Here is a 24,551-nt window from a genome sequence, read left to right on the forward strand (position 1 = left end):
CGCTAAAGCTTTGCTGCGGAGCGCAAGTCGTCGACCTTGTCGAGCTTTTCCCAGGTGAAGTCGGGAAGCTCGCGGCCGAAGTGGCCGTAGGTGGCCGTCTGCGCGTAGATCGGGCGAAGCAGGTCGAGTTCGCGGATGATCGCGGCCGGGCGCAGGTCGAAGACCTCCCGGATCGCGTCGATGATCGTCTCGTCACTGACATGCCCGGTGCCGAAGGTCTCCACGTACAGGCCGACCGGTGACGCCTTGCCGATCGCGTAGGCGACCTGCACCTCGAGGCGCTCGGCGAAGCCTGCGGCCACCGCGTTCTTGGCGACCCAGCGCATCGCGTACGCGGCCGACCGGTCCACCTTCGACGGGTCTTTGCCGCTGAACGCTCCCCCGCCGTGGCGGGCAGCGCCGCCGTAGGTGTCGACGATGATCTTGCGGCCGGTGAGCCCGGCGTCGCCCTGCGGGCCGCCGATCTCGAACCGACCGGTGGGGTTGACCAGGATGCGTGCCTGGGCAGAGTCGAGGCCGACCCGTTCCAGCACCGGACGGATCACGAGCTCCTCGACCTCCTCGCGCAACTGCGGGGTGGAGATCAGCGGAGAGTGCTGCGTGGAGAGCACCACGGTCTCCACCGTCTTCGGCTTGTCGCCGTCATAGCCGATGGTGACCTGGGTCTTGCCGTCTGGCCGCAGGTAGTCGACGACGCCGCTCTTGCGCACCTCGGCGAGCCGCTCGGACATGCGGTGGGCGAGCCAGATCGGGATCGGCATCAGCTCGGGGGTCTCGGTGGTGGCGAACCCGAACATGATGCCCTGGTCGCCGGCGCCCTGCCGGTCTTCCTCGTCGATCGAGGCCTCTTCGCGGGACTCGAACGCGTCGTCGACGCCCTGCGCGATGTCGGGCGACTGGCCGCCGATCGACACGGTCACGCCGCAGGAGCGGCCGTCGAACCAGACGTCTGACGAGGTGTAGCCGATGTCGGTGATCCGCTTGCGCACGATGCCGGGGATGTCGACGTAGCCCTCGGTGGTGACCTCTCCGGCGACATGCACGAGGCCGGTGGTGACGAGCGTCTCGACCGCGACACGGCTCTTCGGGTCGGCTGCGAGCAGGGCGTCGAGGATGCTGTCGGACACCTGATCACAGATCTTGTCTGGGTGACCTTCGGTCACAGACTCTGAAGTGAAAAGGCGCAGGGGCGTGCTCATAGGGATCCTGTCGTGGATTGTGCTCGTGGTTCGTGAAGCAGACGGCTTCTGTCTCAGGCCAGTAGGTCGAGGATACGGTCGGCCACCGACGCCTTGGAGCCTTCGGCTTCGCTCACTATAACGCCAGTGGAATCGAGGATGATGATGGCGTTGGTCTCGGTGCCGAAGCCCTCGGTCCACCCGACCCTGTTGACGACCAGATAGTCACTGCCCTTGCGCGCCACCTTCGCGCGGCCGAGGGCGAGCAGGGCATCGCGGTCTGGTTCGGTCTCGGCCGCGAAGCCGATCACCACCTGCCCGTCGCGCCGGTTCTCGACCACACCGCGGAGGATGTCTGGGTTCTGCACCAGGGTGAGGGTCAGCGTGTCGCCCTGCTGTTCCTTCTTGATCTTCGCGTCGACGATCGCCTCTGGGCGGTAGTCGGCGACGGCGGCCGCCATGATCACCGTGTCGGCGGTTTCGGCGGCGGCGGTCACGGCAGCCTGCAACTCCAGCGCGGTGCCGACGCTCACCACCTCGAGCGTGTCGGGGGCGAGGATGTCGAGGTTCGCGGCGATCAGGGTCACGGTCGCGCCGCGGGCAACTGCTGCCTCGGCGATGGCGACGCCCTGCCGGCCGCTGGAGCGGTTGCCGATGTAGCGCACAGGGTCGAGCGGTTCGCGGGTGCCGCCCGCGGTGACCAGGATGCGCCGCCCGGCGAGATCCTGCGGGGTGATGGCGCGAAGGGCGGCGGCGACGATGTCGTCCGGCTCGCTCATCCGGCCGGGGCCGGAGTCTGCTCCGGTGAGCTGACCGGATGCGGGACCTACGACGGTGATGCCGCGGGCGCGCAGCGTGTCCAGGTTCGCGCGGGTGGCGGGGTTCTGCCACATCTCGGTGTGCATCGCCGGGGCGACCACCACCGGAGCGGTGGACGCGAGGATGGTGTTGCCGAGCAGGTCGTCGGCAAGCCCCGCGGCCAGCTTCGCGAGCGAGTTGGCCGTGGCCGGAGCCACCACGATGAGGTCGGCGCGCTGCCCGATCATCACATGCCGAACCTCGGCGACACCGTCGAACAGGCTGGTGTGCACCGGGTTGCGGCTGATGGCCTCGAGGGTGGGGCGGCCGACGAACCGCAGGGCGGCCTCGGTGGCGACCACCTGCACGGTGTGCCCGGCAAGCACAAACGCCCGCACGACACCGACCGCTTTGTACGCGGCGATTCCGCCGGTGATACCGACGACGATGTTCAGCGGGCGCTGGTGGGTCTGGTCAGACTCTGTGCTCACGGGCGTGGTGTCACGCTACTCGGCGAGCGGCTTGATCTCGAGCTTGTCCTCGTTGATCTCGTGCAGCGCAACCGACAGCGGCTTGTCGTCGATCGTGGAGTCGACGAGCGGTCCGACGTTGTCGAACAGCGAGCCCTCGTGCAGGTCGGCGTAGTAGTCGTTGATCTGGCGGGCGCGCTTGGACGCGAAGATGACCAGCGCGTACTTCGAGTCCACCTTGGTGAGCAGCTCGTCGATGGGCGGGTCGATGATGCCGGACAGCTTGTCAGCCATGGGAACTCCTTGTATCGGGGAACGTGCGCTTCGCCGCCGTTCACATAAAAATGCGTGCCGTCGGGTCAGTGTGATCCGGGCACTGTCAGCAATTCTACGACCTCCCGGGCGGCGCTGCTGACCTCGGCGTTCACGATCTTGTAATCGAACTCGTCCTGGGCGGCCAGTTCGACCTTGGCGGTCTCCAGCCGTCTGGCCTGTTCTGCGCTGTCTTCCGTGCCGCGGCCGATAAGCCGGCGCACCAGTTCATCCCAGGTCGGGGGCAGTAGGAACACCAGCACGGCCTCCGGCATCGCCTGGCGCACCTGACGGGCACCCTGGATGTCGATCTCGAGCAGCACGCTGCTGCCGCCGGCCATCGCCTTATCGATCGGTGGGCGCGGGGTGCCGTACCGGTTGTGGTTGTGTACGGTGGCCCATTCCAGGAACTCGCCGCGGGCGATCATGGCGTCGAACTCGTCGTCGCTGACGAAGTAGTAGTGCTCGCCCTCGACCTCGCCGGGGCGCGGTGACCGCGTGGTGGCGGACACGCTCAGCAGCACCTGCGGGTAGTTCTCCCGGATGTAGGTGGAGACGGTGCCCTTGCCGACCGCGGTGGGTCCGGCGAGCACGACGAGTCGGCTGCTGGGCGCCTTGCCGGACTCGCGCTCCTGGATCCAGGCCCGCAGTTTCGCGCGCTGGCGCACGCCGAGTCCGCCGACCCGCTTGGACTGCGCGATGCCCAACTGCTCCATCACTCGGGCGGCGCGGGTCGGGCCGAGGGTCGGGATGCTGGTCAGCAACTCCCGCACGCGCAAGGTCGCCTCGGCGAATGGTGCCTCATCCGACCAGGCCGTATCGAGCACGTCGACGGCACTGCGGGCGCGAGTGGCCACTGTATGCTTCACCGCGGCTCGCGCGCGCCGGGCGGCGACGGCCGCCTGGGCTGCGGCCACACGATCGACGTCGGGCGGATTCACGCGAGGCACAGGGCCACCTCCGTTGCTTGCACGCGGATCGCGTCGCCAACTCGGGACGGTCCCGCGTCGAGGATGCTGCGCGAAGCGCTCACCACCACCGTATCCGCGGCGGCGCCGTAGATGGAGCGGATGTCGCTGAACTGGGCACCCTGATGGCCGAACCCCGGGGCGAGCAACGGGGTGCCGATCAGCTCGGACGGGTCGATCCCGTAGGACGGCAGGTCGACGGTGGCCCCGACGACGAGGCCGAAGGATCCGACATCCGCCCCCGCATTCCAGTCCCCCACCTGCGCGGCGATCGCGGCGGCGACGGTGCGCCCGGCGTGCGGTCCGCGCTGCACCAGCGCGCGCTGGGTGTCGAACGACTCCGGGTTGGAGGTGGCGCAGAGGATGAACAGGCCCTTGCCGCCCGCCACCGCCAGGTCGCGCACGGCGCCGAGGGAGGCGACGCCCTGGTAGGCGCTGACCGTGATGGCGTCGGCCTCCAACGGGCTGCCCGGGGTCAGCCAGGCCTGCCCGTAGGCCTCGACCGTGGATCCAACGTCGCCACGCTTCACGTCGGCGATCACCATCAGCGAGGCCGCGCGGGCCTCGGCGAGCACCGCTTCCAGCGCCTGGAAGCCGGCCGATCCGAAGCGTTCGAAGAACGCGATCTGCGGTTTCACCAGGCCCACCTGCCCCGCGGCGGCGTGCACCACCCGCAGCCCGAACTCGCGGGCGCCCTCGGCGGTGTCGGCCAGGCCCCAGTCGGCCAGCAGGTACGGGTGCGGATCGATTCCGACGCAGAGCTGACCGGCTGCGGCGAAGGTCGCCCGCAGCCGGTCACCGAAGGATTCAGGCACGCGCCAGCCTTTCGGCGCGCTGCAGCGCGTAGTCCTGCAGGCTGGTGACCTCGAACGGCTGACCGACGGTCTCGAGCGAGGCCACCGCGGCGCCCAACTGCGCGATGGTGGTGAAGATCGGCTTGTCCGCGGCGACCGTGGCGGTGCGGATCTCGTAGCCGTCTGCCCGGGAGCTGCGCCCGGACGGCGTGTTCACCACGATGTCGACCTCGCCGGCGTTGATCAGGTCGACGATGGTCGGCTCACCATCGGTGGACTGCTGGCCTTCGAACGCCTTGCGCACCACCCGTGCCTCGATGCCGTTGCGGCGCAGCACTTCCGCGGTGCCCTCGGTGGCGAGGATGGTGTAGCCGAGCTGCTGCAGCCGGTGCACCGGCAGGGTGACGGCGCGCTTGTCGTTGTCTGACACTGACACGAACACGGTGCCGCTGGCCGGCAGCCCGCCGTATGCCGCTTCCTGGCTTTTCGCGAACGCCTTGGGGTAGTTCGAGTCGATGCCCATCACCTCACCGGTGGAGCGCATCTCCGGGCCCAGCACCGAGTCGACGATCTGCCCTTCGGTGGTGCGGAACCGCTTGAACGGCAGCACCGCTTCCTTCACCGCGACCGGCGAATCGGCGGGCACTACGGAGCCGTCCTGCGTGGGCAGCATGCCGCCCTCGACGAGGTCGCGGATGCTGGAGCCTGCCATGATCAGCGCGGCGGCCTTGGCGAGGGGGATGCCGAGCGCCTTGGAGACGAACGGCACCGTGCGCGAGGCGCGGGGGTTGGCCTCCAGCACGTAGAGCACGCCCTGGCCGATCGCGAACTGCACGTTCAGCAGGCCTTCGACACCGATGCCCTGCGCGATGCCGAGCGTCGCGACCCGTACGCGGTCGATGATGTCGCGGCCGAGCGAGACCGGCGGCAGGGTGCAGGCGGAGTCGCCGGAGTGGATACCGGCCTCCTCGATGTGCTCCATGATGCCGCCGATGTACAGCTCGGTGCCGTCGTACAGCGCGTCGACATCGATCTCGATGGCGTCGTCGAGGAACCGGTCCACCAGCAGCGGCTGGTTCGGGCCGATGATGGCCTGGTCCTTCACCCGCACGAAGTAGTCGGCAACCGAGGGGCTGTCGTAAAGGATCTCCATGCCGCGGCCGCCGAGCACGAAGCTCGGCCGCACCAGCACCGGGTAGCCGATCTCCTCGGCGACCTCGATCGCGGTGTGCACGTCGACGGCGGTGCCGTTGCGGGGCGCGAGCAGGCCGGCGTCGTCGAGGATGCCGGCGAACAGGCCGCGCTCCTCGGCGAGGTCGATGGCCTCCGGTGAGGTGCCGAGGATGGTGACGCCGGCGGCCTTCAGCCCCTTGGCAAGTCCCAGGGCGGTCTGCCCGCCGAGCTGCACGATCACGCCGACCAGTTCGCCGGACTGGCTCTCGGCGTGGATGACCTCGAGCACGTCCTCCAGGGTGAGCGGTTCGAAGTACAGCCGGTCGCTGGTGTCGTAGTCGGTGGACACCGTTTCGGGGTTGCAGTTGATCATGATGGTCTCGAACCCGGCGTCGTGCAGCGCGAACGAGGCGTGCACGCAGCTGTAGTCGAACTCGACGCCCTGACCGATGCGGTTCGGGCCGGATCCGAGGATGACGACCTTGCGCGCATCGCTCGGCGCCACCTCGGTCTCCAGGTCGTAGCTGGAGTAGTGGTACGGAGTCAGCGCCGGGAACTCGCCCGCGCAGGTGTCGACGGTCTTGAACACCGGGCGCAGCCCGTAGTTGTGCCGGATGGCGCGAATCTCGAGTTCGCTCTGCCCGCGCAGCTGCGCGATCTGGGCGTCGCTGAAGCCGTGGTCCTTGGCGGTGCGGATGAGGTCCTCGGTGAGCTCCTGGGCGGCGCGCACCTCGTCGGCGACCTCGTTGATCAGCACGATCTGATCGATGAACCACGGGTCGATCTTGGTGGCCTCGAAGACCTCCTCGATCGTGGCGCCAGCGCGGAGCGCCTGCTGCACCGTGATGATGCGGCCGTCGGTGGGCACCTTCGAGGTCTCCAGCAGGGCGTCCTTGTCGCCGGGCTCCCCCAGCCAGTGGAACGACGAGCCACGCTTCTCGAGTGAGCGCAACGCCTTCTGCAGCGCGGTGCTGTAGTTGCGGCCGAGGGCCATCGCCTCACCGACCGACTTCATGGTGGTGGTGAGGGTGGCGTCCGCCAGCGGGAACTTCTCGAACGCGAACCGCGGCACCTTTACCGCGACATAGTCGAGCGCCGGCTCGAAGGATGCCGGGGTGACCTTAGTGATGTCGTTCGGGATCTCGTCGAGGCGGTAGCCGATGGCGAGCTTTGCCGCGATCTTGGCGATCGGGAAGCCGGTGGCCTTGGATGCCAGGGCGCTGGACCGCGACACGCGCGGATTCATTTCGATCACGATGACACGACCGTCGGCGGGGTCGATTGCGAACTGGATGTTGCAGCCGCCGGTGTCGACGCCGACCAGGCGGATGATCTCTATGCCGATGTCGCGCAGGTTCTGGAACTCGCGATCGGTGAGGGTGAGCGCCGGGGCGACGGTGATCGAGTCACCGGTGTGCACGCCGACGGGGTCGACGTTCTCAATCGAGCAGACGACCACCGTGTTGTCGGCGTTGTCGCGCATCAGTTCGAGTTCGTACTCTTTCCAGCCGAGGATGGACTCCTCGAGCAGCACCTCGGTGGTGGGGCTCTGGTGCAGCCCGTCGGTGACCATGCGGATCAGCTCGGCGCGGGTGTATGCGAATCCGGAGCCGAGCCCACCCATGGTGAATGACGGGCGGATCACGAGCGGGTAGCCAAGTTCCTCGGCGTACTCGACGGCTTCGTCAACGGTGTGGGCGACGCGGCTCTTCGCGACATCCGCCCCGGCGGCGAGCACCAGGTCCTTGAACAGCTGCCGGTCCTCGCCTTTCTGGATGGCCTCGACCTTGGCGCCGATCAGTTCGACGTCGTACTTGGCCAGGATGCCGAGCGCGTCGAGCTGGATCGCCGCGTTCAGCGCGGTCTGCCCGCCGAGCGTCGGCAGGATCGCGTCCGGGCGCTCCTTGGCGATGATGGTCTCGAGCACCTCCGCGGTGATCGGTTCCATGTAGGTGGCGTCGGCGAAGTCGGGGTCGGTCATGATCGTCGCCGGGTTCGGGTTCACCAGGATGACGCGCACGCCCTCCTCGCGGAGCACCCGGCAGGCCTGGGTGCCGGAGTAGTCGAACTCTGCCGCCTGGCCGATGACGATCGGGCCGGAGCCGATGACAAGGACGCTCTGGATGTCGTCGCGCTTGGGCATTACTTGGCGTCCTTCGTGTTGTCGTTGGTCGTGCTGGTCCCGTTTGTTCCGCGTTGCGAGACCACCAGCTCGCGGAACCGGTCGAACAGGTAGTTGCTGTCGTGCGGGCCGGATGCCGCCTCGGGGTGGTACTGCACGCTGAACGCGGGGACGTCGAGCGCCCGCAGCCCTTCAACGACCTGGTCGTTGAGGCTGAAGTGGCTGACCTCCACCCGGCCGAATCCGGCGGGCGAGTCGAGCACGCCGTCGCGCGGGGCGTCAATGGCGAAGCCGTGGTTCTGGCTGGTGATTTCCACCGTGCCGCTGAGCTTGTCCCAGACCGGCTGGTTGATGCCGCGGTGGCCGAACGGCAGCTTGTAGGTGTCGAAGCCGAGGGCGCGGCCGAGCAACTGGTTGCCGAAGCAGATGCCGAAGAACGGAAGCTTCTCGCGCAGCACGCCTCGCAGTAGTTCGACATGGGCGTCAGATGCGGCCGGGTCGCCTGGGCCGTTGGAGTAGAACACCGCGACGGGTTCGATGGCGAGCACGTCGTCGAGGGTGCTCGCCTGCGACATCACATGCACCTCGAAGCCCCGTGCTGCCAGGTTGCGCAGTGTCGAGAATTTCACGCCGAGGTCGAGCACGGCGAGCTTGCCGAGGGATTCGCCTTCGGCGGGGATCACGTAGGTCTCGGTGGTCGAGACCTGGGCAGACAGATTCCGCCCAATCATGGATTCCGCGCCCGTGACGATCGCCAACTGTTCGGCGGGGTCAAGGGCGGCGTCGTCGCCGCTGAAGATGCCGGCGCGCATGGAACCGACATCCCGGAGCCGCCTGGTGATGGCGCGGGTGTCGATTCCGCTGATGCCGACCACGCCGCCCGCGACGAGGTCGTCGTCGAGGCTGCGCTGGGCGCGGAAGTTGGAGACGATGCGGGAGGGGTCGCGCACCACGTAGCCGTTCACCCAGATGCGGCGGGACTCCATGTCCTCGTCGTTGACGCCGGTGTTGCCGATGTGCGGCGCCGTCATCACGACGATCTGTCCGGCGTAGCTGGGGTCGGTCAGGGTCTCCTGGTAGCCGCTCATGCCGGTGGCGAAGACGGCTTCGCCCAGCGTGCGTCCGGTGGCGCCGTAGGCGCGGCCGACGTAGCGACTGCCGTCTTCGAGGACCAGAACGGCCTTGGCCTGTGACGTGGTGTGGTGGGTCACGCTGACTCACTCTCTGTTGGTGCGGGCTCTGTTGATGCAGGCTCTGTGTGTGCGGAACGTAGGTTGGCGATCCGGCGGATGACCTCGTCGAGCGAGGCGTCGCCGGTCAGGCGGAAGTAGCTCTCGACCGGTGCATCGCCGAGCAGCCAGCCGATCATCAGCAGTCCGTCCGGTTCCACGGTGCGGTCGATGGTCCAGGTGGCGCGGCCGGCACCGGTGATCCGGTCACGGGCGATGAACAGGTCGGTCTGGCCGGGGATCGCCAGCACCAGCCCGGCCTCGGCCACGGTGAGTGTGGCGCGGGCGCGGAAGCCGAGGCCTTTCGCGGTGACCCGGTTTAACGGTTCCCCGGCGACGGTGGTGCCCACGTAGAGCGCGGGGGTGTCGATCAGGGTGCTGCCGACGTCGCTCGGCGCTGCCTCCGGTGTGGCGAGGCCGGCCTGCCGTTTGCCGCGGGCGCGCCAGCCGAGCAGCATCAGCGCGAGCAGCAGGGCCAGGATGCCGATGGTGATGGCTGCCCAGAATGTCCTATCCACGGTGTGCCTCCGCTCCCCGGCGAGTCTCCGCCTGGCTGGCGACCTCGGAAGCGTCGCGGAGGGCGCCGTCCTGCACGGTCAGGTAGCCGTTGTGCACGGTGGCGAGCACGGCGCCGGGCAGGCTGCGCTCGAGGTATGGGCTGTTCCGGCTCTTGCCGTGCAGGTGCTCGGTGCCGAACTTCCGCCGGGCGTTCGGGTCGTAGAGGGTGAAGTTCGCCGGCGCACCGATGGTGAACGGTGCGTCGTAGCCGGCGAGCTGGCCGATCCTGGCCGGGGCCGCGGACAGTACGCGCGCGACATCCGCCCAGCCGATCAGACCGGTGTCGACCATGGAATCCTGCACCACCGACAGGGCGGACTCGAGGCCGACCATGCCGTTGGCGGCCTCATCCCAGGCACATTCCTTCGCCTCGGCCGGGTGCGGGGCGTGGTCGGTGGCGACGATGTCGATGGTGCCGTCGGCGAGGCCCTCGCGGAGCGCCTGCACGTCGTCGCGGCGGCGCAGCGGCGGGTTGACCTTGAACCGGGAGTCGTAGCCGGTGATCAGGTCTTCGGTCAGCAGCAGGTGATGCGGGGTGACCTCCGCGGTCACCCGCACGCCGCGGGACTTGAACCAGCGGATCAGATCGACCGAGCCGGCGGTCGAGACGTGGCAGATGTGGATGCGGGCACCCACGTGTTCGGCCAGCAGCAGGTCGCGGGCGATGATCGCCTCTTCGGCGACGGCCGGCCAGCCGGTGAGGCCGAGTTCGCTGGAGAGCGCGCCCTCGTTCATGGTGGCGCCCTCGGTGAGCCGCGGTTCCTGGGCGTGCTGGGCGATCACTCCCCCGAAGCCCTTGACGTATTCCAGGGCGCGGCGCATCAGCAGCGGGTCGCTGACGCAGTTGCCGTCGTCGGAGAACACGGTGACCCTGGCGCGGCTCTTCGCCATGGCGCCGATCTCGGACAGATGCGTGCCGGCCAGGCCCGCGGTGACGGCGCCGATCGGGCGCACGGTGGCGTAGCCGTGGGTGTCACCGAGCGAGGCGACCTGCTCCACCACGCCGGCGGTGTCGGCGACCGGTGAGGTGTTCGCCATCGCGAACACGGCGGTGAAGCCGCCGGCGGCGGCGGCGCGCGAGCCGGTGAGCACCGTTTCGCTCTGCTCGAAGCCGGGTTCGCGCAGGTGGGTGTGCAGATCCACCAGGCCGGGCAGGGCCTGCAGGCCGTCGGCGTCGATCAGCTGCGCGCCGGTAGCCGACAGGGCCGTGCCGGTCTCCAGGATGCGTCCGTCGCCGACCAGCAGGTCGGTGCGGCTGCCGTCGGGCAGCGTTGCTCCGGTAATGAGCATGGTCATACGAGGGCCTCCCGACCACCGGCGAGTACGAGATACAGAACAGCCATCCTTACCGCGACCCCGTTCGTGACCTGTTCGAGCACAGTCGAGCGTGGAGAGTCGGCGGCAGCGGCGGAAATTTCCAGCCCTCTGTTCATGGGACCGGGGTGCATCACTATCGTAGACGCTGGCAACCGGTCGAACCGTGTGTCGTCGAGTCCCCACTCGCGGGCGTACTCCCTGGCGTTCGGGAAGTATGCGGCGTGCATCCGTTCCGCCTGGATGCGGAGCATCATCACGACATCCGGCCCGGCGGCAAGTGCCGCGTCGAGGTCGTAGCCGACGCTCACCGGCCAGCTGTCGAGGCCGACCGGCACCAGGCTCGCCGGGGCGACGAAGCTCACGTCGGCGCCGAGGGTGGTCAGCAGCCACAGGTTGGAGCGGGCCACGCGGGAGTGCAGGATGTCGCCGACGATGGTGACCCGCAGACCGTCGAGTGCCTTGCCGCGGGCCGCGGTGCCGTGCAGCCGGCGGCGCATGGTGAACGCGTCGAGCAGCGCCTGGGTGGGGTGTTCGTGGGTGCCGTCGCCGGCGTTGACGATGCCGGCGTCGATCCAGCCGCTGGCCGCGAGGGTATGCGGGGCGCCGGACGCGCTGTGCCGGATCACCACGCCGTCTGCGCCCATCGCGGCGAGGGTCTGCGCGGTGTCCTTCAGGCTTTCGCCCTTGGACACGCTGGAGCCCTTGGCGCTGAAGTTGATCACGTCGGCGGAGAGCCGCTTGGCGGCGGCCTCGAACGAGATGCGGGTGCGGGTGGAATCCTCGAAGAACAGGTTCACGACGGTCTTGCCGCGGAGGGTGGGCAGCTTCTTGACCTCGCGGGTGGCGACATCCGCCATGTCCTCGGCGACGTCCAGCAGCCCGATGGCCTCGTCACGGGTCAGGGTCTTGGTGGAGAGCAGGTGTCTCATGATTCGATCGTCACCTCGTCGACGCCATCGACCTCGGCCAGGCGCACCCGGATGCGTTCGCTGGTGGAGGTGGGCAGGTTCTTGCCGACGAAGTCGGCGCGGATCGGCAGCTCGCGGTGGCCGCGGTCAACGAGCGCGGCGAGCCGCACCACGCGGGGCCGGCCGTGGTCGTTCAGCGCGTCGAGGGCGGCGCGGATGGTGCGGCCGGAGTACAGCACGTCGTCGACCAGCACCACGGTCTTGCCGTCGATGCCGCCGGCGGGAATCTGGGTGGGTGACGGCGCCCGCATCGGCTGCCGGGCCAGGTCGTCGCGGTACAGGGTGACGTCGAGCGACCCGACAATGCCCGCGCCCGGTTCGATGCCGTCGAGGATGTCGCCGATGCGTCGGGCCAGGGTGACTCCCCTGGTCGGGATGCCGAGGATGACGAGTCCCTGTGAACCCCGGTTGGACTCCAGGATCTCGTGGGAGATCCGAGTCAACGCCCGGGTGATATCAGCTTGCTGCAACACAGTGCGCACAGTCATGCTGACCTCCTTCCCCGTCTCTCTGGACGGCTTTAAAGGATGTCTGTTACCGCGCTCCAGCATACAGGCGCTGCACCGGCTTCCGGTGCAGCGCCTGCATGCGCGCGGATCAGCCCCAGCGCTTCAGCAGGTACTTCTCGAGCAGACCGATCAGGGCGTCGGTGACCTTGCCGAGCACCGCGAGCAGGATGATGGTCAGGAACATCCGGTCGAGTCGGCCGTTGCTCTGCGAATCGGTGAGCAGGAAGCCGAGTCCCATCGACGCGCCGAGCAGTTCGCCGGCCACCAGGAACAGCCAGGACTGCGCAAGCGCGAGACGCAACCCCGACACCATGGTCGGGATGATCGCGGGCAACTGGACCTGCCGCAGCAGCTGGAGCCGACCCAGCCCATACGTTCGTCCCAGCTCGACGAGCTGCGGATCGACGTGCCGGAGGGCCGAGGCGACGGTGGTGTACACCGGGAAGAAGGCGCCGATGGCGATCAGGGTGACCTTCTGGTCCTCGCTGAAGCCCAGGTACAGGATCAGCAGCGGCACCCAGGCCAGCGAGGGCACCGCCCGCAGGGCCCCGAGCGACGGGCTCAGCAATACCGCACCGACCTTGGACAGCCCCACGACAGCAGCCACGATCAGGCCGACGACGGAGCCGATGAGGAAGCCGAGCAGCACCCGCTGTGTCGAGATGGCAATGTGCTGACCGAGCACGCCGTCGACGGTCATGTCGATTCCGGCCTGCCATACGGATGCCGGTGACGGCAGACGGTATGCGGGAACCGTGCCGCTGGCGGAGAGCCACTGCCAGCTCGCGAGCGCGACAAGCGGCAGCAGCAAGCCGCCGAGGATGACCCAAGCCCTGCGGGAGCGGCGTGGTGTGGTTCTGCTGGTGTTCCGGGGCGGAATCGGCGCTGCCGAAGCAGCCCCGGTGGGGGCTGCTTCGGCGGTGTGCGAATCGAGGGTCACTGTCATCCGATTGCCGAAGCGTCAGCCTTCGACGCGAAGGTGTCGTTGAACAGCGAGTCGAGCGCGTCGTCGATCAGGCCCTGGTTGGCCACGTCGTCGGACTCGACGAAGATCGGGCCGACGATCGCGAGCACGTCGCGCTGGGTCTTGCCGGGGATCGGGTCGAGGTCGAGCACCGTGCGCTCGAGCAGCACCTTCTCGGCGACCGCGATGTCGATGCCGGCGACCTCGGCGAGGATCGCCGCGGTCTCGTCCGGGTTCGCAAGCGCCCACTCGCGGGCCTTCTCGTAGGCGTTCACGACGACCTGCGCCACGTCCGGCGAGTTGGCGATGAAGTCCTCGGTGGCGTTCAGGAAGCCGTAGGTGTTGAAGTCGATGTTGCGGTAGATGAGCTTCGAGCCTGCGGTGATCTCGCTGGTCGCCATCAGCGGGTCGAGTCCCGACCAGGCGTCGACCGCGCCGGATTCGAGCGCGGCCTTGCCGTCGGCGTGCTGCAGGTTCTGGATCTCGACCTCGTCGATGCCGATGCCGGCCTCTTCGAGTGCCTGCAGCAGGAAGAAGTACGGGTCGGTTCCCTTGGTGGCGGCGATCGACTTGCCCTTAAGGTCCTCGACCGAGTCGATGTCGGATGTCGCGGGCACGGCGATCGCGGCCCACTCCGGCTGCGAGTAGATGTCGATCACCTGGATCGGTGACCCGTTGGAGCGGGCCAGCAGGGCGGCCGAGCCCGCGGTGGATCCGACGTCGACGGCGCCGGCGCGCAGCGCCTCGTTGGCCTTGTTCGACCCGGCGGACTGCACCCAGTTGACGGTGACGTCGGCGCCGAGCGCCTCTTCGAGCAGCCCCTGCTCCTTGACCACCAGGCTGAGCGGGTTGTAGGTGGCGAAGTCGATGTTCAGCGTGTCGGTCGACCAGCCGTCGGCCGCCTTCTCTTCCGCCGGGGCGACGGCGGAACCTTCGCCTGCCGCGCATCCGGTGAGGATGAGGGCGCCGGCGGCCGCGATGGCGGCGAGGCTGAGGATGGAGCGCTGTTTCATATCGGGTCCTTGATCTGGTGAGTGCTGTGAGTGCTGGTGCAAGTGCTGGTCGTGCTGGGGGTGCTAGTGCTGTGCCGTGTGGTGGCTGGGCACGCCGAGTCCGTCGAGCAGGTCGGCGCGGAGTTCGGCGAGGGCGGCGGCGCCGCGGTCGCGGGGCCGGTCGCCGGGTGCGGTCACGATGCGGCGCACGGTGGCGCCGTCGATGCCCGGTTCCGAGCCGAGCAGCACGACCCGGTCGGCCAGGTAGAGGGCTTCGTCGACGTCGTGGGTGACCAGCACGATGGTGGCCGGTTCTGCGGCGTGGATTTCGAGCAGCAGGTCCTGCATGCGCAGCCGGGTGAGGGCGTCGAGCGCGCCGAACGGCTCATCGAGCACCAGCACGCCGGGGTTGCGCGCCAGCGAGCGGGCCAGCGACGCGCGTTGCGCCATGCCGCCGGATACCTCGCGCGGTCGCAGCGTGTTGGCGTGGGCGAGGCCGACCAGCTTCAGCAGTTCGGCGACCCTGGCGCGGCCGTCGGCCCGTCGGGTGCCCTTCGGCAGTCCCAGTTCCACGTTGCGCTCGATGGTGCGCCACGGCAGCAGGCGCGGCTCTTGGAAGGCCACCGCGCTGCGCTGGTCGATTCCGGTCACCCGGCTGCCGTCGATGCTGACCTCACCGGCATCCGGGAAGTCGAGGCCGCTGATCTGCCGCAGCAGGGTGGACTTCCCGCAGCCGGACGGGCCGAGCAGGGCGACGATCTCGCCGGGGACGATGTCGATGCTGACGTCGCGGAGCACCGGGCGGGCGGCGCCGGCGCCGTTCGCGAAGGCGCGGCCTACGCCCTGCAGTGACACGCTCAGGGCGCGGTTCGTGCGGGTGGGGGCAGCGGCTGTCAACGTCACACCCTCACGTTATTGCCGCAGCGCGAAGTGGCATAAACCTCACGTAACACAGCGACACGAAACGCCGCGCGTGCTCTTTAAACGCCGAAGGCCGCCGCGGACGCGCGATGAGCGCGCCGGCGACGGCCGATGGTGGTGTGGTTACAGGGCGGTGGTTACTCCGCGAGCTGCGCGATGCGCGCGAGCAGGCCGTTCACGAACCCGGCGGAGTCCTCCGTGCTCAGCACGGTCGCCGATTCGACGGCCTCCGAGATCGCGACGACGGTGGGTACCTCGTCGTTGTGCAGGATCTCCCAGATGCCGATCCGCACGATCGCGCGGTCAAGCACCGGCATCCGCTGGATGGTCCAGCCCTGCGCGTATGTCTCGATCAGCTCGTCGATCTCGTCGAGGTGGTCGTTCACGCCGGTGATGATGTCGGCGGCGTAGCCCCACGACGAGGACCGCTCCGGGCGCTCCGCGGCGCGCAGCGATTCATCGGCGAAAACATCGGCGATCGGAAGCCCGCGGATGTCGGCGACGTACAGAACATCGAGGGCGCGTTTGCGCGCTTTGGTGCGAGCGCTCACTAGTCGTTCACGCGGCCGAGGTAGTCACCCGTGCGGGTGTCGACCTTGACCTTGGTGCCGGTCTCGAGGAACAGCGGAACCTGGATCTCGTACCCGGTCTCCACGGTGGCCGCCTTGGTGCCGGCGCTCGACCGGTCGCCCTGCAGGCCAGGCTCGGTGTAGGTGACCTCGAGCACAACGGATGCCGGCAGTTCGACGTAGAGCGGGTTGCCGTTGTTCAGCGCGATGGTGACCGACTGGTTCTCGAGCATGAAGTTGGCGGCGTCGCCGACGACCGTGCTCGACACGTTGATCTGGTCGTAGTCTGCGGTGTCCATGAAGACGAAGGAGTCACCGTCCTGGTACAGGTAGGTGAAGTCGCGGCGGTCGACGTTCTCGATCTCGATCTTGGTGCCGGCGTTGTAGGTCTTGTCGACGGTCTTGCCCGAGACCACGTTCTTCATTTTGGTGCGCACGAACGCGCCACCCTTACCGGGCTTGACGTGCTGGAAGTCGATCACGGTCCACAGCTGGCCGTCGATCTTCAATACGACGCCGTTCCTGATGTCAGCGGTAGAAGCCATGAAAGAAATCCATTCAGTTGGGAGAAAGTCAGTCGGCAGAAAATGCCCGCGAAGTAGTTTAGCGCGCCAGACCTGAGGACAGTCGGTTAGCGGCCGATCTCCTGGTACGCGGCGAACAGCAGCGACTCGTCTGGCCCGGTCAGCACCGAGGGGCGGCCGATGTCATCGAGCACGATGAAGCGCAGCATGCTGCCCCTGGCCTTCTTGTCCCGCTTCATGGTGGCCAGCAGCGTGCGCCAGCGACCGACAGGGTACGTGGTGGGCAGGCTGAGGGATTCCAGGATGCTGCGGTGCCGGTCGACGGCCTCGTCGCTGAGCGACCCGGTGAGGCGGGATAGTTCCGCGGCGAAGACCATGCCGATCGCGATCGCGGCACCGTGACGCCACTGGTAGCGTTCCGCGTGCTCGATCGCGTGACCGAGCGTGTGTCCGTAGTTCAGGATCTCGCGCTGGTCGGACTCCTTGAAGTCGACACCGACGACGCGCGCCTTCATCCCGATCGCCAACTCGACCACGCGGCGGAACTGCGGCGTCGTCGGGTCGGTGACGGCGTCGACGTCGGCCTCGATGATGTCGAGGATCTCCGGCTCGGCGATGAATCCGGCCTTCACGATCTCGGCGAAACCGGCGAGGATCTCGTTCTTCGGCAGCGAATCGAGCAGGTCAAGGTCGACGAGCACGGCCGCGGGTGCGTAGAAGGCGCCGACCAGGTTCTTGCCCTCGTTGGTGTTGATCCCGGTCTTGCCGCCGACGGCGGCGTCGACGGCGCCGAGCACGGTGGTGGGCACCTGGATCAGGGTGACGCCGCGCAGCCAGGTGGCGGCGACGAACCCGGCCAGGTCGGTGGTCGCTCCCCCGCCGAGGCCGATGACCGCGTCGGAGCGGGTGAAGTCGGTCTGTCCCATGATCTGCCAGCAGAACGCGGCCACCTCGATGCGCTTGGCCGCCTCGGCATCCGGGATCTCGGCCAGCAGCACCTCGTACTGCCCAGACAGCTGCTCGCGCAGGGCTTCCGCCCGGGCACCCAGGGTGGGGGCGTGCACGACGAGCACCTTCTTGACCTTGCTGCCGAGCTGGTCGGCGATGGAGCCGACCAGGCCGCGGCCGATGCGCACGTCGTACGGCTCCAGGCCGGGAACGGTGATGACGGTGGTGTCGGTCATTTCTCGGTGTCCTTACGGTGCGTGTCCGTCAGCTGCGGCAGCTCGGCGGCCAGCCAGTCGGCGATCTCGGCGGCGATGGTGTCGATCGGGCGGGCGGAGGTGTCCCAGGTGCGCACGGCGAGGCGTTCGTAGATCGGCCGGCGCGCCTCGACGAGCCTGATCCACGCGTCCACTCCGCCGTCCTTCAGCAGCGGGCGCTTGCCGCTGGTGATCCGCGCCGCCACGGCGTCGGCGGTGGTGGTGAGCAGCACCACGCGTTGGTCGCGCAGCGCCGCCTGGGTGAGTTCGTGGATGACGGCGCCGCCGCCGACGGACACGATGGCCTCTTCGGTGAGCGCCTCGGCGACCACCCGCTGTTCGAGTTCGCGAAAGTGCAGTTCTCCGTGCGTGGCGAAGATCTCGGTGATCTCGCCGTGCAGCGCGGTGATCCGCTTGTCGGTGTCGATGAAGGGCACGCCGAGCAGGCGCGCAACCCGCTTGCCGATCTTCGACTTGCCGGAACTGGGCGCGCCGATGAAGACGGCGATCGGAGTGGCCATGGGCTAGTCGACCGAGATCGAGGTGTCGCCGGTGCGCAGCGCGTCCGGGATGGCGGTGAGGTAGCCCTGCAGGTTGCGGGCGGTCTCGGCGACGGAGTCGCCTCCGAACTTCTCGATCACCGAGTTCGCCAGAACGAGCGCGACCATGGCTTCGGCGACGACGCCGGCCGCCGGAACGGCACAGACATCGGAGCGCTGGTGGTGCGCGGCAGCGGCGCTTCCGGTGGCGACGTCGACCGTGCGGAGCGCGTGCGGGATGGTGGCGATCGGCTTCATGCCGGCGCGCACCCGCAGCACGGTGCCGGTGGACATGCCGCCCTCTGTGCCGCCCGCCTTGTCGCTCAGCCGGGCGATCGTGTCGCCGGCCTGCACCAGTTCGTCGTGCGCGGCTGAGCCGCGGCGGGTGGTGGTGAGGAAGCCGTCGCCGACCTCGACGCCCTTGATCGCCTGGATGCCCATCAGGGCTGAGGCCAGTTGGGCGTCCAGACGCCGGTCCCAGTGCACGTATGAGCCGAGTCCCGGTGGCAATCCGTACGCGAGCACCTCCACGATGCCGCCGAGGGTGTCACCGTCCCGGTGGGCGGCATCGACCTCGGCGACCATCAGTTCGCTGGTGGCGGGGTCGAAGCAGCGCAGCGGATCGGCGTCGAGCGTGGCGACATCGTCCGGGTGCGGCAGCGGGCTGCCTTCCGGCACGCGTACCGGCCCGATCGAGAGGGTGTGGCTGACCAGGCGGATGCCGAGTTCAGCCAGGAACGACTTGGCGACGGCGCCGAGGGCGACGCGCGCGGCGGTCTCCCGGGCGCTTGCCCGCTCGAGCACCGGACGGGCCTCGTCGAAGCCGTACTTCTGCATGCCGACCAGGTCGGCGTGGCCGGGGCGTGGCCGGGTGAGCGGGGCACCGCGGCCGCCGGTGAGCTTCTCGGGCTCGACCGGCTCCGGGCTCATCACGTCGACCCACTTGGGCCATTCGGTGTTGCCGACACGCACCGCGATGGTGCTGCCGAGACTGAAGCCATGGCGGACGCCGCCGGACAGGTGCAGTTCGTCTTCTTCGAACTTCATCCGCGCGCCGCGCCCGTAGCCGAGTTTGCGGCGGGCCAGGTCGGCTCGGAGGTCCTCCAGCCGCACCGGCACACCGGCCGGCAGGCCTTCCAGGACGGCAATCAATTCCGGGCCGTGAGACTCACCTGCGGTCAACCATCGAAGCATTGTTCAATCTTCCCACAGCCGGAGCGTTCGGATTTCAGCCCTGGACTCCGACCGCGGCGCGCATCGCCGCGTGCACGGTGGCTTCATCGGGCAGCGGGGTGCTGGCGTCGCCCTGAACGAAGATGCGCACCTGGAGCAGGGCCTGCCCGATCAGCATCTCGATGCCGGGCACCACCGTGCCCTCCGCCTGGTACCAGGCCGTCGCGAGCCCGGTCGGCCAGGGCTTGTATGCAACGTCGAACAGCACGGCGCTCTGGCGCACCCGCTCGGCGAAGTCGAGGCTCACGGTGGCGCCGTTCGGCAGGGTGCTGACCACCACATCGGCATCTAATGCCGCGACATCCGCCAGTTCACGAACATCCACGCGCACGCCCACCCGCAGACCGAGATCAACCAGGTGGAACGCCTTCTGCGGGCTGCGGGCCGCCACGGTTACCGTGTCTACGCCGAGTTGGGACAGTGCGACCAGTGCGGATGCGGCCGTCGCCCCCGCCCCGAGGATCACGCCAGACTCGACCGAGTCGAGGCCGGCGCTTCTCAGCGGCTCGGTGATCCCGAAGACGTCGGTGTTGAACCCCAACCGCCCGCCGTCGGTGTACAGCAGCGTGTTCGCCGCCCCTGTCAGGGTGGCGAGCTCGTCGACCCGGTCGAGCAGCGGAAGCACCTGCTGCTTCAACGGCATCGTCAGGGACAGCCCTCGCCAGCTGCTGTCCCGCGAGGTGACGAACGCGGCGAGGGTGTCCTCGGTCACCTCGATCGGTTCGTATGACCAGTCCAGGCCCAGCGTGCGGTACGCGGCGGCGTGCAGCGCCGGCGACTGGGAGTGCGCAATCGGGGAGCCGAGAACGGCGAGCTGTGTCGTCATGGACGCGTCAGCAGTCGAAGTCGGTGGTCTTGCACCAGGTGCGCAGCTGTTGCACGGCCGCGTTGTGCTCGGCGGTGGTGGTGGTGAACACGGTCTCGCCGGTTTCGAGGTTGACCGTGACGAAGTAGATCCAGGTTCCGTCGGCCGGGTGCAGCGCGGCATCCAGTGCCACGTCGCCGGGCGCTGAGATCGGTCCGGCCGGCAGCCCGGTGTGCGCGTACGTGTTGAACGGGTTGGGGTCGGCGCGTTCCTCGTCGGTGGTGAACACCGTCGCACCGGCGGAGCTCGTGCCGTGGGTGACGGCGAAACCGTAGTGGGAGGTGGAGTCGAACTGCAGCATCATCCCGGTGTCCAGACGGTTCTGGATGACGCGGGACACCTTGAAGAAGTCGTCTGACTGACGCGCCTCACGTTGGATCAGCGACGCCGTGGTGAGAACGCGCTGACGGTCTTCCGGTGCCACGCCGAGCTTGTCGAGGCGCTGCATCATCGTGTTCACGAGGTGTGCGATCTGGTCGTGTGCGCTGATTCCGGGATCGAACGTGTACTTGGCGGGGAACAGGTAGCCCTCGAGGCTGGGCGCCTCGGCCGGGATGCCGAACGCCGTGGGGTCTGCCGCCGCCGCCTCGTAGTCCTCCACGGGAACGCCGGTGGCCTCGCTCAGTGCCGCGAAGATCTGCGGCAGCGTGATGCCCTCCCGGATCAGCGCGGTGGCGGTGACGTGATTCGCGGGGTCCTGCAGGGCCGCGAGGGCGGCCTTTGCGCTCATCTGCTTCTGCAGGGAGTAAGCGCCCGGGCTGAAGGTGGGGTTCTCGGCCACGGCCAGGTCGTAGAAGGCGTCGTACGTCATGGTGACGCCGGCCTCGACCAGGCTGCGGGCGACGTCGGCGCCGAAGTCGCCCTCGGCGATCACGACAGTCACCGGTTCGCCGTTGCCGGTGCCCTCGTAGTCGTTGGGCAGCTCCCAGCCGAGCACCGACCGCACCTGGTCCTCGAACGTGAACCAGACTGCCGCGGTGCCGGCGCCGAGTACCGCGACCACGGCGATCAGTGCCCACAACCAGCCCAGTCGCCGCTTCCGGCGAGGCGGACCCGATCGGCCGCCTCCGCTGCTACGGGAACCGGATTCCTCACGCAGCGCCCGGCGGCTCGCCGGAGCGGCCGGCCCCTGCGGAGCCTGGGCTTGCGCGTCGGGCGAGGGCGTGAACATCTCGTCCCAGCTCGGTTCTAGGGCCACTGTGATCCTTACTCGGGGGCGACGATGCTGCCGGGCGGGGTACCGCCCGAACGTTCGGTGTCCAGAGCGTGTTGCAAAATTATCACGGCGGCAACCTGGTCGATGACTGAGCGGGACTTCTTGGTGTTGCGGCCGGTGGCGTGCAGCGCCGACTGCGCCGTGACCGTCGACAGCCGTTCATCCACCAGCCGCACCGGGGCGTCGGTGCCGGCGGCCAGCTGCGCGGCGAACTCCCGAGCGTCCGCGGTCGAGGGCGTTTCCCCGCCGGACAGCGACAGGGGCAGCCCCACCACCAGTTCGATCACCTCGTGTTCCGCGGCGTGCTCCAGCACCCGCCGCACCGAGTCATCCGCCCGCTGCACGGTGGCGACCGGCGTCGCCAGCATGCCGTGCGGGTCGCTCACCGCGACACCGACGCGGGCCTTGCCCACGTCGATGCCGAGTCGTCTTCCGGTGCGCACGCTACCGGACGAGCGCGGACCGCACCGCGTCGATCGCGGCGGGGATCGCGGCCGCGTTCGACCCGCCACCCTGCGCCAGGTCGTCCTTGCCGCCGCCGCCACCGCCGAGAATGCCGGCAGCGAGCTTCGCCAGCGCGCCCGCCTTCACCCCGTTGGCGCGAGCGGCGGCGTTGGTGGCGACGATGATGGCCGGTTTGCCCGACACCGAACCGGCGAGGGCGACCACGGCGGCATCGCTGCCGAGACGCTCCCGCACGGCAGTGGCGAGGCTCCGGATGTCGTCGGCCGAGGCGATCTCGCCGATGTTCTCGAGCACCACGGTGTTCTCCCCCAGCCGGGTCGCCGTCTCGGTGATCGAGGGAACCCGCCCGGACAGCGCAGCGGACTCGAACTGGGCGATCTTCTTCTCGGCAGCCTTCAGGCTGGCCATCAGGTCGGCGATGCGCTCGGGCAGCTGCTCACGCGGTGTCTTCATGGTCGACGTCAGCTGCGACACGATGGTGCGCTCGGTGGCGAGGTCGCGGAACGCGTCGAGGCCGACCAGGGACTCCACCCGTCGGTTGCTGGAGCCGATGCTGGATTCGCTGATCAGGTTGATCAATCCCACCTCGGCGGAGCGGCTGACGTGGGTGCCCGCGCACAGTTCACGCGACCACGGGCCGCCGATGTCAACCACGCGCACGGTCTGCCCGTACTTCTCGCCGAACAGCGCCATGGCACCGAGCTGGCGGGCCTCATCGAGCGGCATGATCCGGGTGACGACCTCGAGGTTCTCGTGCACCGCGTTGTTCGCGATCTCTTCGATCTCGGTGCGGGTCTCGGGCGACAGCGGCTTGTTCCAGTTGAAGTCCAGGCGCATGTAGCCGGCCTTGTTGTACGAACCGGCCTGGTGCGCATCCGGGCCGAGGGTCTGCCGCAGGGCCGCGTGGATCAGGTGGGTGGCGGAGTGCGCCTGGGTCGCGGCCTGACGCCAGGCCGGGTCGACGACGCTGGTGGCGGCGTCGCCGACGCCGACCTCGCCGGCGCGCACCTGCACCTTGTGGCTGATCAGTCCCTTGACCGGGCGCTGCACGTCGAGCACCTCGAGGTCGAATCCGGCGCCGACGATGCTGCCGGCGTCTGACTCCTGGCCGCCGGACTCGGCGTACAACGACGTCTCGGCGAGGATGACCTCGGCGATGTCGCCGGTGACCGCGCGGCTTACGCTCTCGCCGCCGACGATGAGGCCGAGCACGGAGCTCTCCGTCTGCAGGTACTCGTAGCCGGTGAACACCGTCTCGCCCTGGGCGCGGAAGGCGCTGTACACGGACAGGTCGGCGAGCGTGGTCTTGCGAGCCTTCGCGTCGGCCTTGGCCCGGGCGCGCTGGTCGGCCATCAGCTTGTCAAACGCGTCACGGTCAACCGACAGCCCGGCCTCGTCCGCCATCTCGAGCGTGAGGTCGATCGGGAAGCCGAACGTATCGTGCAGCAGGAACGCGGTGTCACCCGGCAGCTGCTCGGCGCCGTCGGACTTGGTCTTCGCGACCGCGAGGTCGAGGATGTTGGTTCCGCTGGCGAGGGTGCGGAGGAACGCTTCCTCCTCGCCGATCGCGAGACGACTGATCCGGTCGAACTCGGTCTCCACCTCCGGGTACGACGCCTTCATGGCGTCGCGCGAGGCGGGGAACAGCTCGGTGAAGGTGGGGTCCTCGACGCCGAGCAGGCGCATCGCGCGGACGGTGCGGCGCATCAGCCGGCGCAGGATGTAGCCACGGCCCTCGTTCGATGGGGTGACGCCGTCGGACATCAGCATCAGCGAGGAGCGCACGTGGTCGGCGATCACGCGCATCCGCACGTCGTCGTCGTGGTTCGCGCCGTAGCGGCGTCCCGACAGTTCGGCCGCCCGATCGAGCACCGGGCGTACCTGGTCGATCTCGTAGAAGTTCTCGACGCCCTGCTTGAGGAACGCGACCCGTTCCATGCCCATGCCGGTGTCGATGTTCTTGCGCGGCAGTTCGCTGACGATGCGGAAGTCGGTCTTGGAGGTGACGTCGTCGATCAGGTACTGCATGAACACGAGATTCCAGATCTCGATGTACCGGGTGTCGTCGACGGCGGGACCGCCGTCGGGGCCGTACGCGGGTCCGCGGTCGACGTAGATCTCCGAGCAGGGCCCTGCCGGTCCGGATTGCCCGGTGTGCCAGTAGTTGTCTGCCTTGCCCATGCGCTGGATGCGTTCATCCGGAAGCCCGGCGATCTTCTTCCAGAAGCCCGCAGCCTCGTCGTCGTCCTCGTAGACGGTGACCCAGAGGTCCTTCTCATCGAAGCCGAGTCCGCCGTCGCGCTCGGGGGTGGTCAGCAGCTCCCAGGCGTAGGCGATTGCCTGCTCCTTGAAGTAGTCGCCGAACGAGAAGTTGCCGTTCATCTGGAAGAACGTGCCGTGCCGGGTGGTCTTGCCCACCTCGTCGATATCCAGCGTGCGGATGCACTTCTGCACGCTCGTCGCGCGGGGAACCGGCGGTGGCACCAGTCCGGTGAGGTACGGGATGAACGGCACCATGCCTGCGACGGTGAAGAGCAGTGTCGGGTCGTCGCTCACCAGCGAGGCGGAGGGGACGACGGTGTGTCCGCGCTGCCCGAAAAAGTCGAGCCAGCGGCGTTGGATGTCAGCGGTTTGCATGGAGTCCTGATGGGTGTTGGCGGGGAAA

Annotated in this window: 23 protein-coding genes; all 23 read right to left on the reverse strand. The window is 68.6% G+C overall.

Features of this window, described 5'->3' with window-relative positions; all coding sequences use genetic code 11:
* Nucleotides 1-2 precede the first annotated feature (2 nt).
* Nucleotides 3-1,199: a methionine adenosyltransferase gene (metK, locus tag HCT51_RS08240; RefSeq protein ID WP_166871878.1), complete on the reverse strand. Its 1,197-nt coding sequence runs from the start codon at nt 1,197-1,199 to the stop codon at nt 3-5.
* 53 nt (nt 1,200-1,252) lie between these two features.
* A complete protein-coding gene (gene coaBC, locus HCT51_RS08245) occupies nt 1,253-2,431 on the reverse strand; it encodes a bifunctional phosphopantothenoylcysteine decarboxylase/phosphopantothenate--cysteine ligase CoaBC (RefSeq protein WP_166872880.1) in 1,179 nt (392 codons plus the stop codon).
* Nucleotides 2,432-2,482: 51 nt separating this feature from the next.
* A complete protein-coding gene (rpoZ, locus tag HCT51_RS08250) occupies nt 2,483-2,740 on the reverse strand; it encodes a DNA-directed RNA polymerase subunit omega (protein ID WP_166871875.1) in 258 nt (85 codons plus the stop codon).
* Nucleotides 2,741-2,805: 65 nt separating this feature from the next.
* Nucleotides 2,806-3,708 carry a guanylate kinase gene (gene gmk, locus HCT51_RS08255; RefSeq protein WP_224760735.1) on the reverse strand — a complete coding sequence of 301 codons (903 nt, stop codon included), beginning with the start codon at nt 3,706-3,708 and terminating at the stop codon, nt 2,806-2,808.
* A complete protein-coding gene (gene pyrF, locus HCT51_RS08260) occupies nt 3,696-4,541 on the reverse strand; it encodes an orotidine-5'-phosphate decarboxylase (RefSeq protein WP_166871873.1) in 846 nt (281 codons plus the stop codon). The genes gmk and pyrF overlap by 13 nt, the downstream gene beginning before the upstream one ends.
* Nucleotides 4,534-7,836 (reverse strand): carbamoyl-phosphate synthase large subunit, encoded by a 3,303-nt coding sequence (carB, locus tag HCT51_RS08265; protein ID WP_166871869.1) that lies wholly within the window; start codon nt 7,834-7,836, stop codon nt 4,534-4,536. The genes pyrF and carB overlap by 8 nt, the downstream gene beginning before the upstream one ends.
* Entirely contained in the window at nt 7,836-9,026 is a 1,191-nt protein-coding gene (gene carA / locus HCT51_RS08270) for a glutamine-hydrolyzing carbamoyl-phosphate synthase small subunit (protein ID WP_166871866.1), read from the reverse strand. The genes carB and carA overlap by 1 nt, the downstream gene beginning before the upstream one ends.
* Nucleotides 9,023-9,562 (reverse strand): PH-like domain-containing protein, encoded by a 540-nt coding sequence (locus HCT51_RS08275; protein ID WP_166871863.1) that lies wholly within the window; start codon nt 9,560-9,562, stop codon nt 9,023-9,025. The genes carA and HCT51_RS08275 overlap by 4 nt, the downstream gene beginning before the upstream one ends.
* Nucleotides 9,555-10,898 (reverse strand): dihydroorotase, encoded by a 1,344-nt coding sequence (locus HCT51_RS08280; RefSeq protein WP_166871859.1) that lies wholly within the window; start codon nt 10,896-10,898, stop codon nt 9,555-9,557. The genes HCT51_RS08275 and HCT51_RS08280 overlap by 8 nt, the downstream gene beginning before the upstream one ends.
* On the reverse strand, nt 10,895-11,848 hold the full coding sequence (locus tag HCT51_RS08285; protein ID WP_166871855.1) for an aspartate carbamoyltransferase catalytic subunit: 954 nt from the start codon (nt 11,846-11,848) through the stop codon (nt 10,895-10,897). The genes HCT51_RS08280 and HCT51_RS08285 overlap by 4 nt, the downstream gene beginning before the upstream one ends.
* On the reverse strand, nt 11,845-12,375 hold the full coding sequence (gene pyrR / locus HCT51_RS08290; RefSeq protein WP_166871852.1) for a bifunctional pyr operon transcriptional regulator/uracil phosphoribosyltransferase PyrR: 531 nt from the start codon (nt 12,373-12,375) through the stop codon (nt 11,845-11,847). The genes HCT51_RS08285 and pyrR overlap by 4 nt, the downstream gene beginning before the upstream one ends.
* 109 nt (nt 12,376-12,484) lie before the next feature.
* Complete coding sequence (locus HCT51_RS08295; RefSeq protein WP_166871849.1) at nt 12,485-13,342, reverse strand: ABC transporter permease; 858 nt, start codon at nt 13,340-13,342, stop codon at nt 12,485-12,487.
* Nucleotides 13,339-14,373: an aliphatic sulfonate ABC transporter substrate-binding protein gene (locus HCT51_RS08300; RefSeq protein ID WP_166871846.1), complete on the reverse strand. Its 1,035-nt coding sequence runs from the start codon at nt 14,371-14,373 to the stop codon at nt 13,339-13,341. The genes HCT51_RS08295 and HCT51_RS08300 overlap by 4 nt, the downstream gene beginning before the upstream one ends.
* 63 nt (nt 14,374-14,436) lie before the next feature.
* Nucleotides 14,437-15,255: an ABC transporter ATP-binding protein gene (locus HCT51_RS08305; RefSeq protein WP_208322708.1), complete on the reverse strand. Its 819-nt coding sequence runs from the start codon at nt 15,253-15,255 to the stop codon at nt 14,437-14,439.
* Between the two features lie 155 nt (nt 15,256-15,410).
* The gene (nusB, locus tag HCT51_RS08310) at nt 15,411-15,824 is read right to left on the reverse strand and encodes a transcription antitermination factor NusB (RefSeq protein WP_166871843.1); all 414 of its coding nucleotides are present in this window, start codon (nt 15,822-15,824) and stop codon (nt 15,411-15,413) included.
* The gene (gene efp, locus HCT51_RS08315) at nt 15,824-16,387 is read right to left on the reverse strand and encodes an elongation factor P (RefSeq protein ID WP_166871840.1); all 564 of its coding nucleotides are present in this window, start codon (nt 16,385-16,387) and stop codon (nt 15,824-15,826) included. The genes nusB and efp overlap by 1 nt, the downstream gene beginning before the upstream one ends.
* Nucleotides 16,388-16,473: 86 nt before the next feature.
* On the reverse strand, nt 16,474-17,550 hold the full coding sequence (gene aroB, locus HCT51_RS08320) for a 3-dehydroquinate synthase (RefSeq protein WP_166871837.1): 1,077 nt from the start codon (nt 17,548-17,550) through the stop codon (nt 16,474-16,476).
* On the reverse strand, nt 17,547-18,089 hold the full coding sequence (locus tag HCT51_RS08325; RefSeq protein WP_166871835.1) for a shikimate kinase: 543 nt from the start codon (nt 18,087-18,089) through the stop codon (nt 17,547-17,549). The genes aroB and HCT51_RS08325 overlap by 4 nt, the downstream gene beginning before the upstream one ends.
* Nucleotides 18,090-18,092: 3 nt before the next feature.
* Nucleotides 18,093-19,301, reverse strand: a complete 1,209-nt coding sequence (gene aroC, locus HCT51_RS08330; protein ID WP_166871831.1) for a chorismate synthase — start codon at nt 19,299-19,301, stop codon at nt 18,093-18,095.
* Between the two features lie 34 nt (nt 19,302-19,335).
* Nucleotides 19,336-20,166: a shikimate dehydrogenase gene (locus tag HCT51_RS08335; protein ID WP_166871827.1), complete on the reverse strand. Its 831-nt coding sequence runs from the start codon at nt 20,164-20,166 to the stop codon at nt 19,336-19,338.
* A gap of 7 nt (nt 20,167-20,173) precedes the next feature.
* Entirely contained in the window at nt 20,174-21,403 is a 1,230-nt protein-coding gene (gene mltG / locus HCT51_RS08340; protein WP_166871824.1) for an endolytic transglycosylase MltG, read from the reverse strand.
* Nucleotides 21,404-21,411: 8 nt separating this feature from the next.
* On the reverse strand, nt 21,412-21,864 hold the full coding sequence (gene ruvX / locus HCT51_RS08345; protein WP_166871822.1) for a Holliday junction resolvase RuvX: 453 nt from the start codon (nt 21,862-21,864) through the stop codon (nt 21,412-21,414).
* A 1-nt stretch (nt 21,865) separates the two neighbouring features.
* Nucleotides 21,866-24,523, reverse strand: a complete 2,658-nt coding sequence (gene alaS / locus HCT51_RS08350) for an alanine--tRNA ligase (RefSeq protein WP_166871819.1) — start codon at nt 24,521-24,523, stop codon at nt 21,866-21,868.
* Nucleotides 24,524-24,551: the final 28 nt, after the last annotated feature.

The sequence above is a fragment of the Salinibacterium sp. ZJ450 genome (assembly GCF_011751885.2).
In the GTDB taxonomy this organism is placed as follows: Bacteria; Actinomycetota; Actinomycetes; order Actinomycetales; family Microbacteriaceae; genus Ruicaihuangia.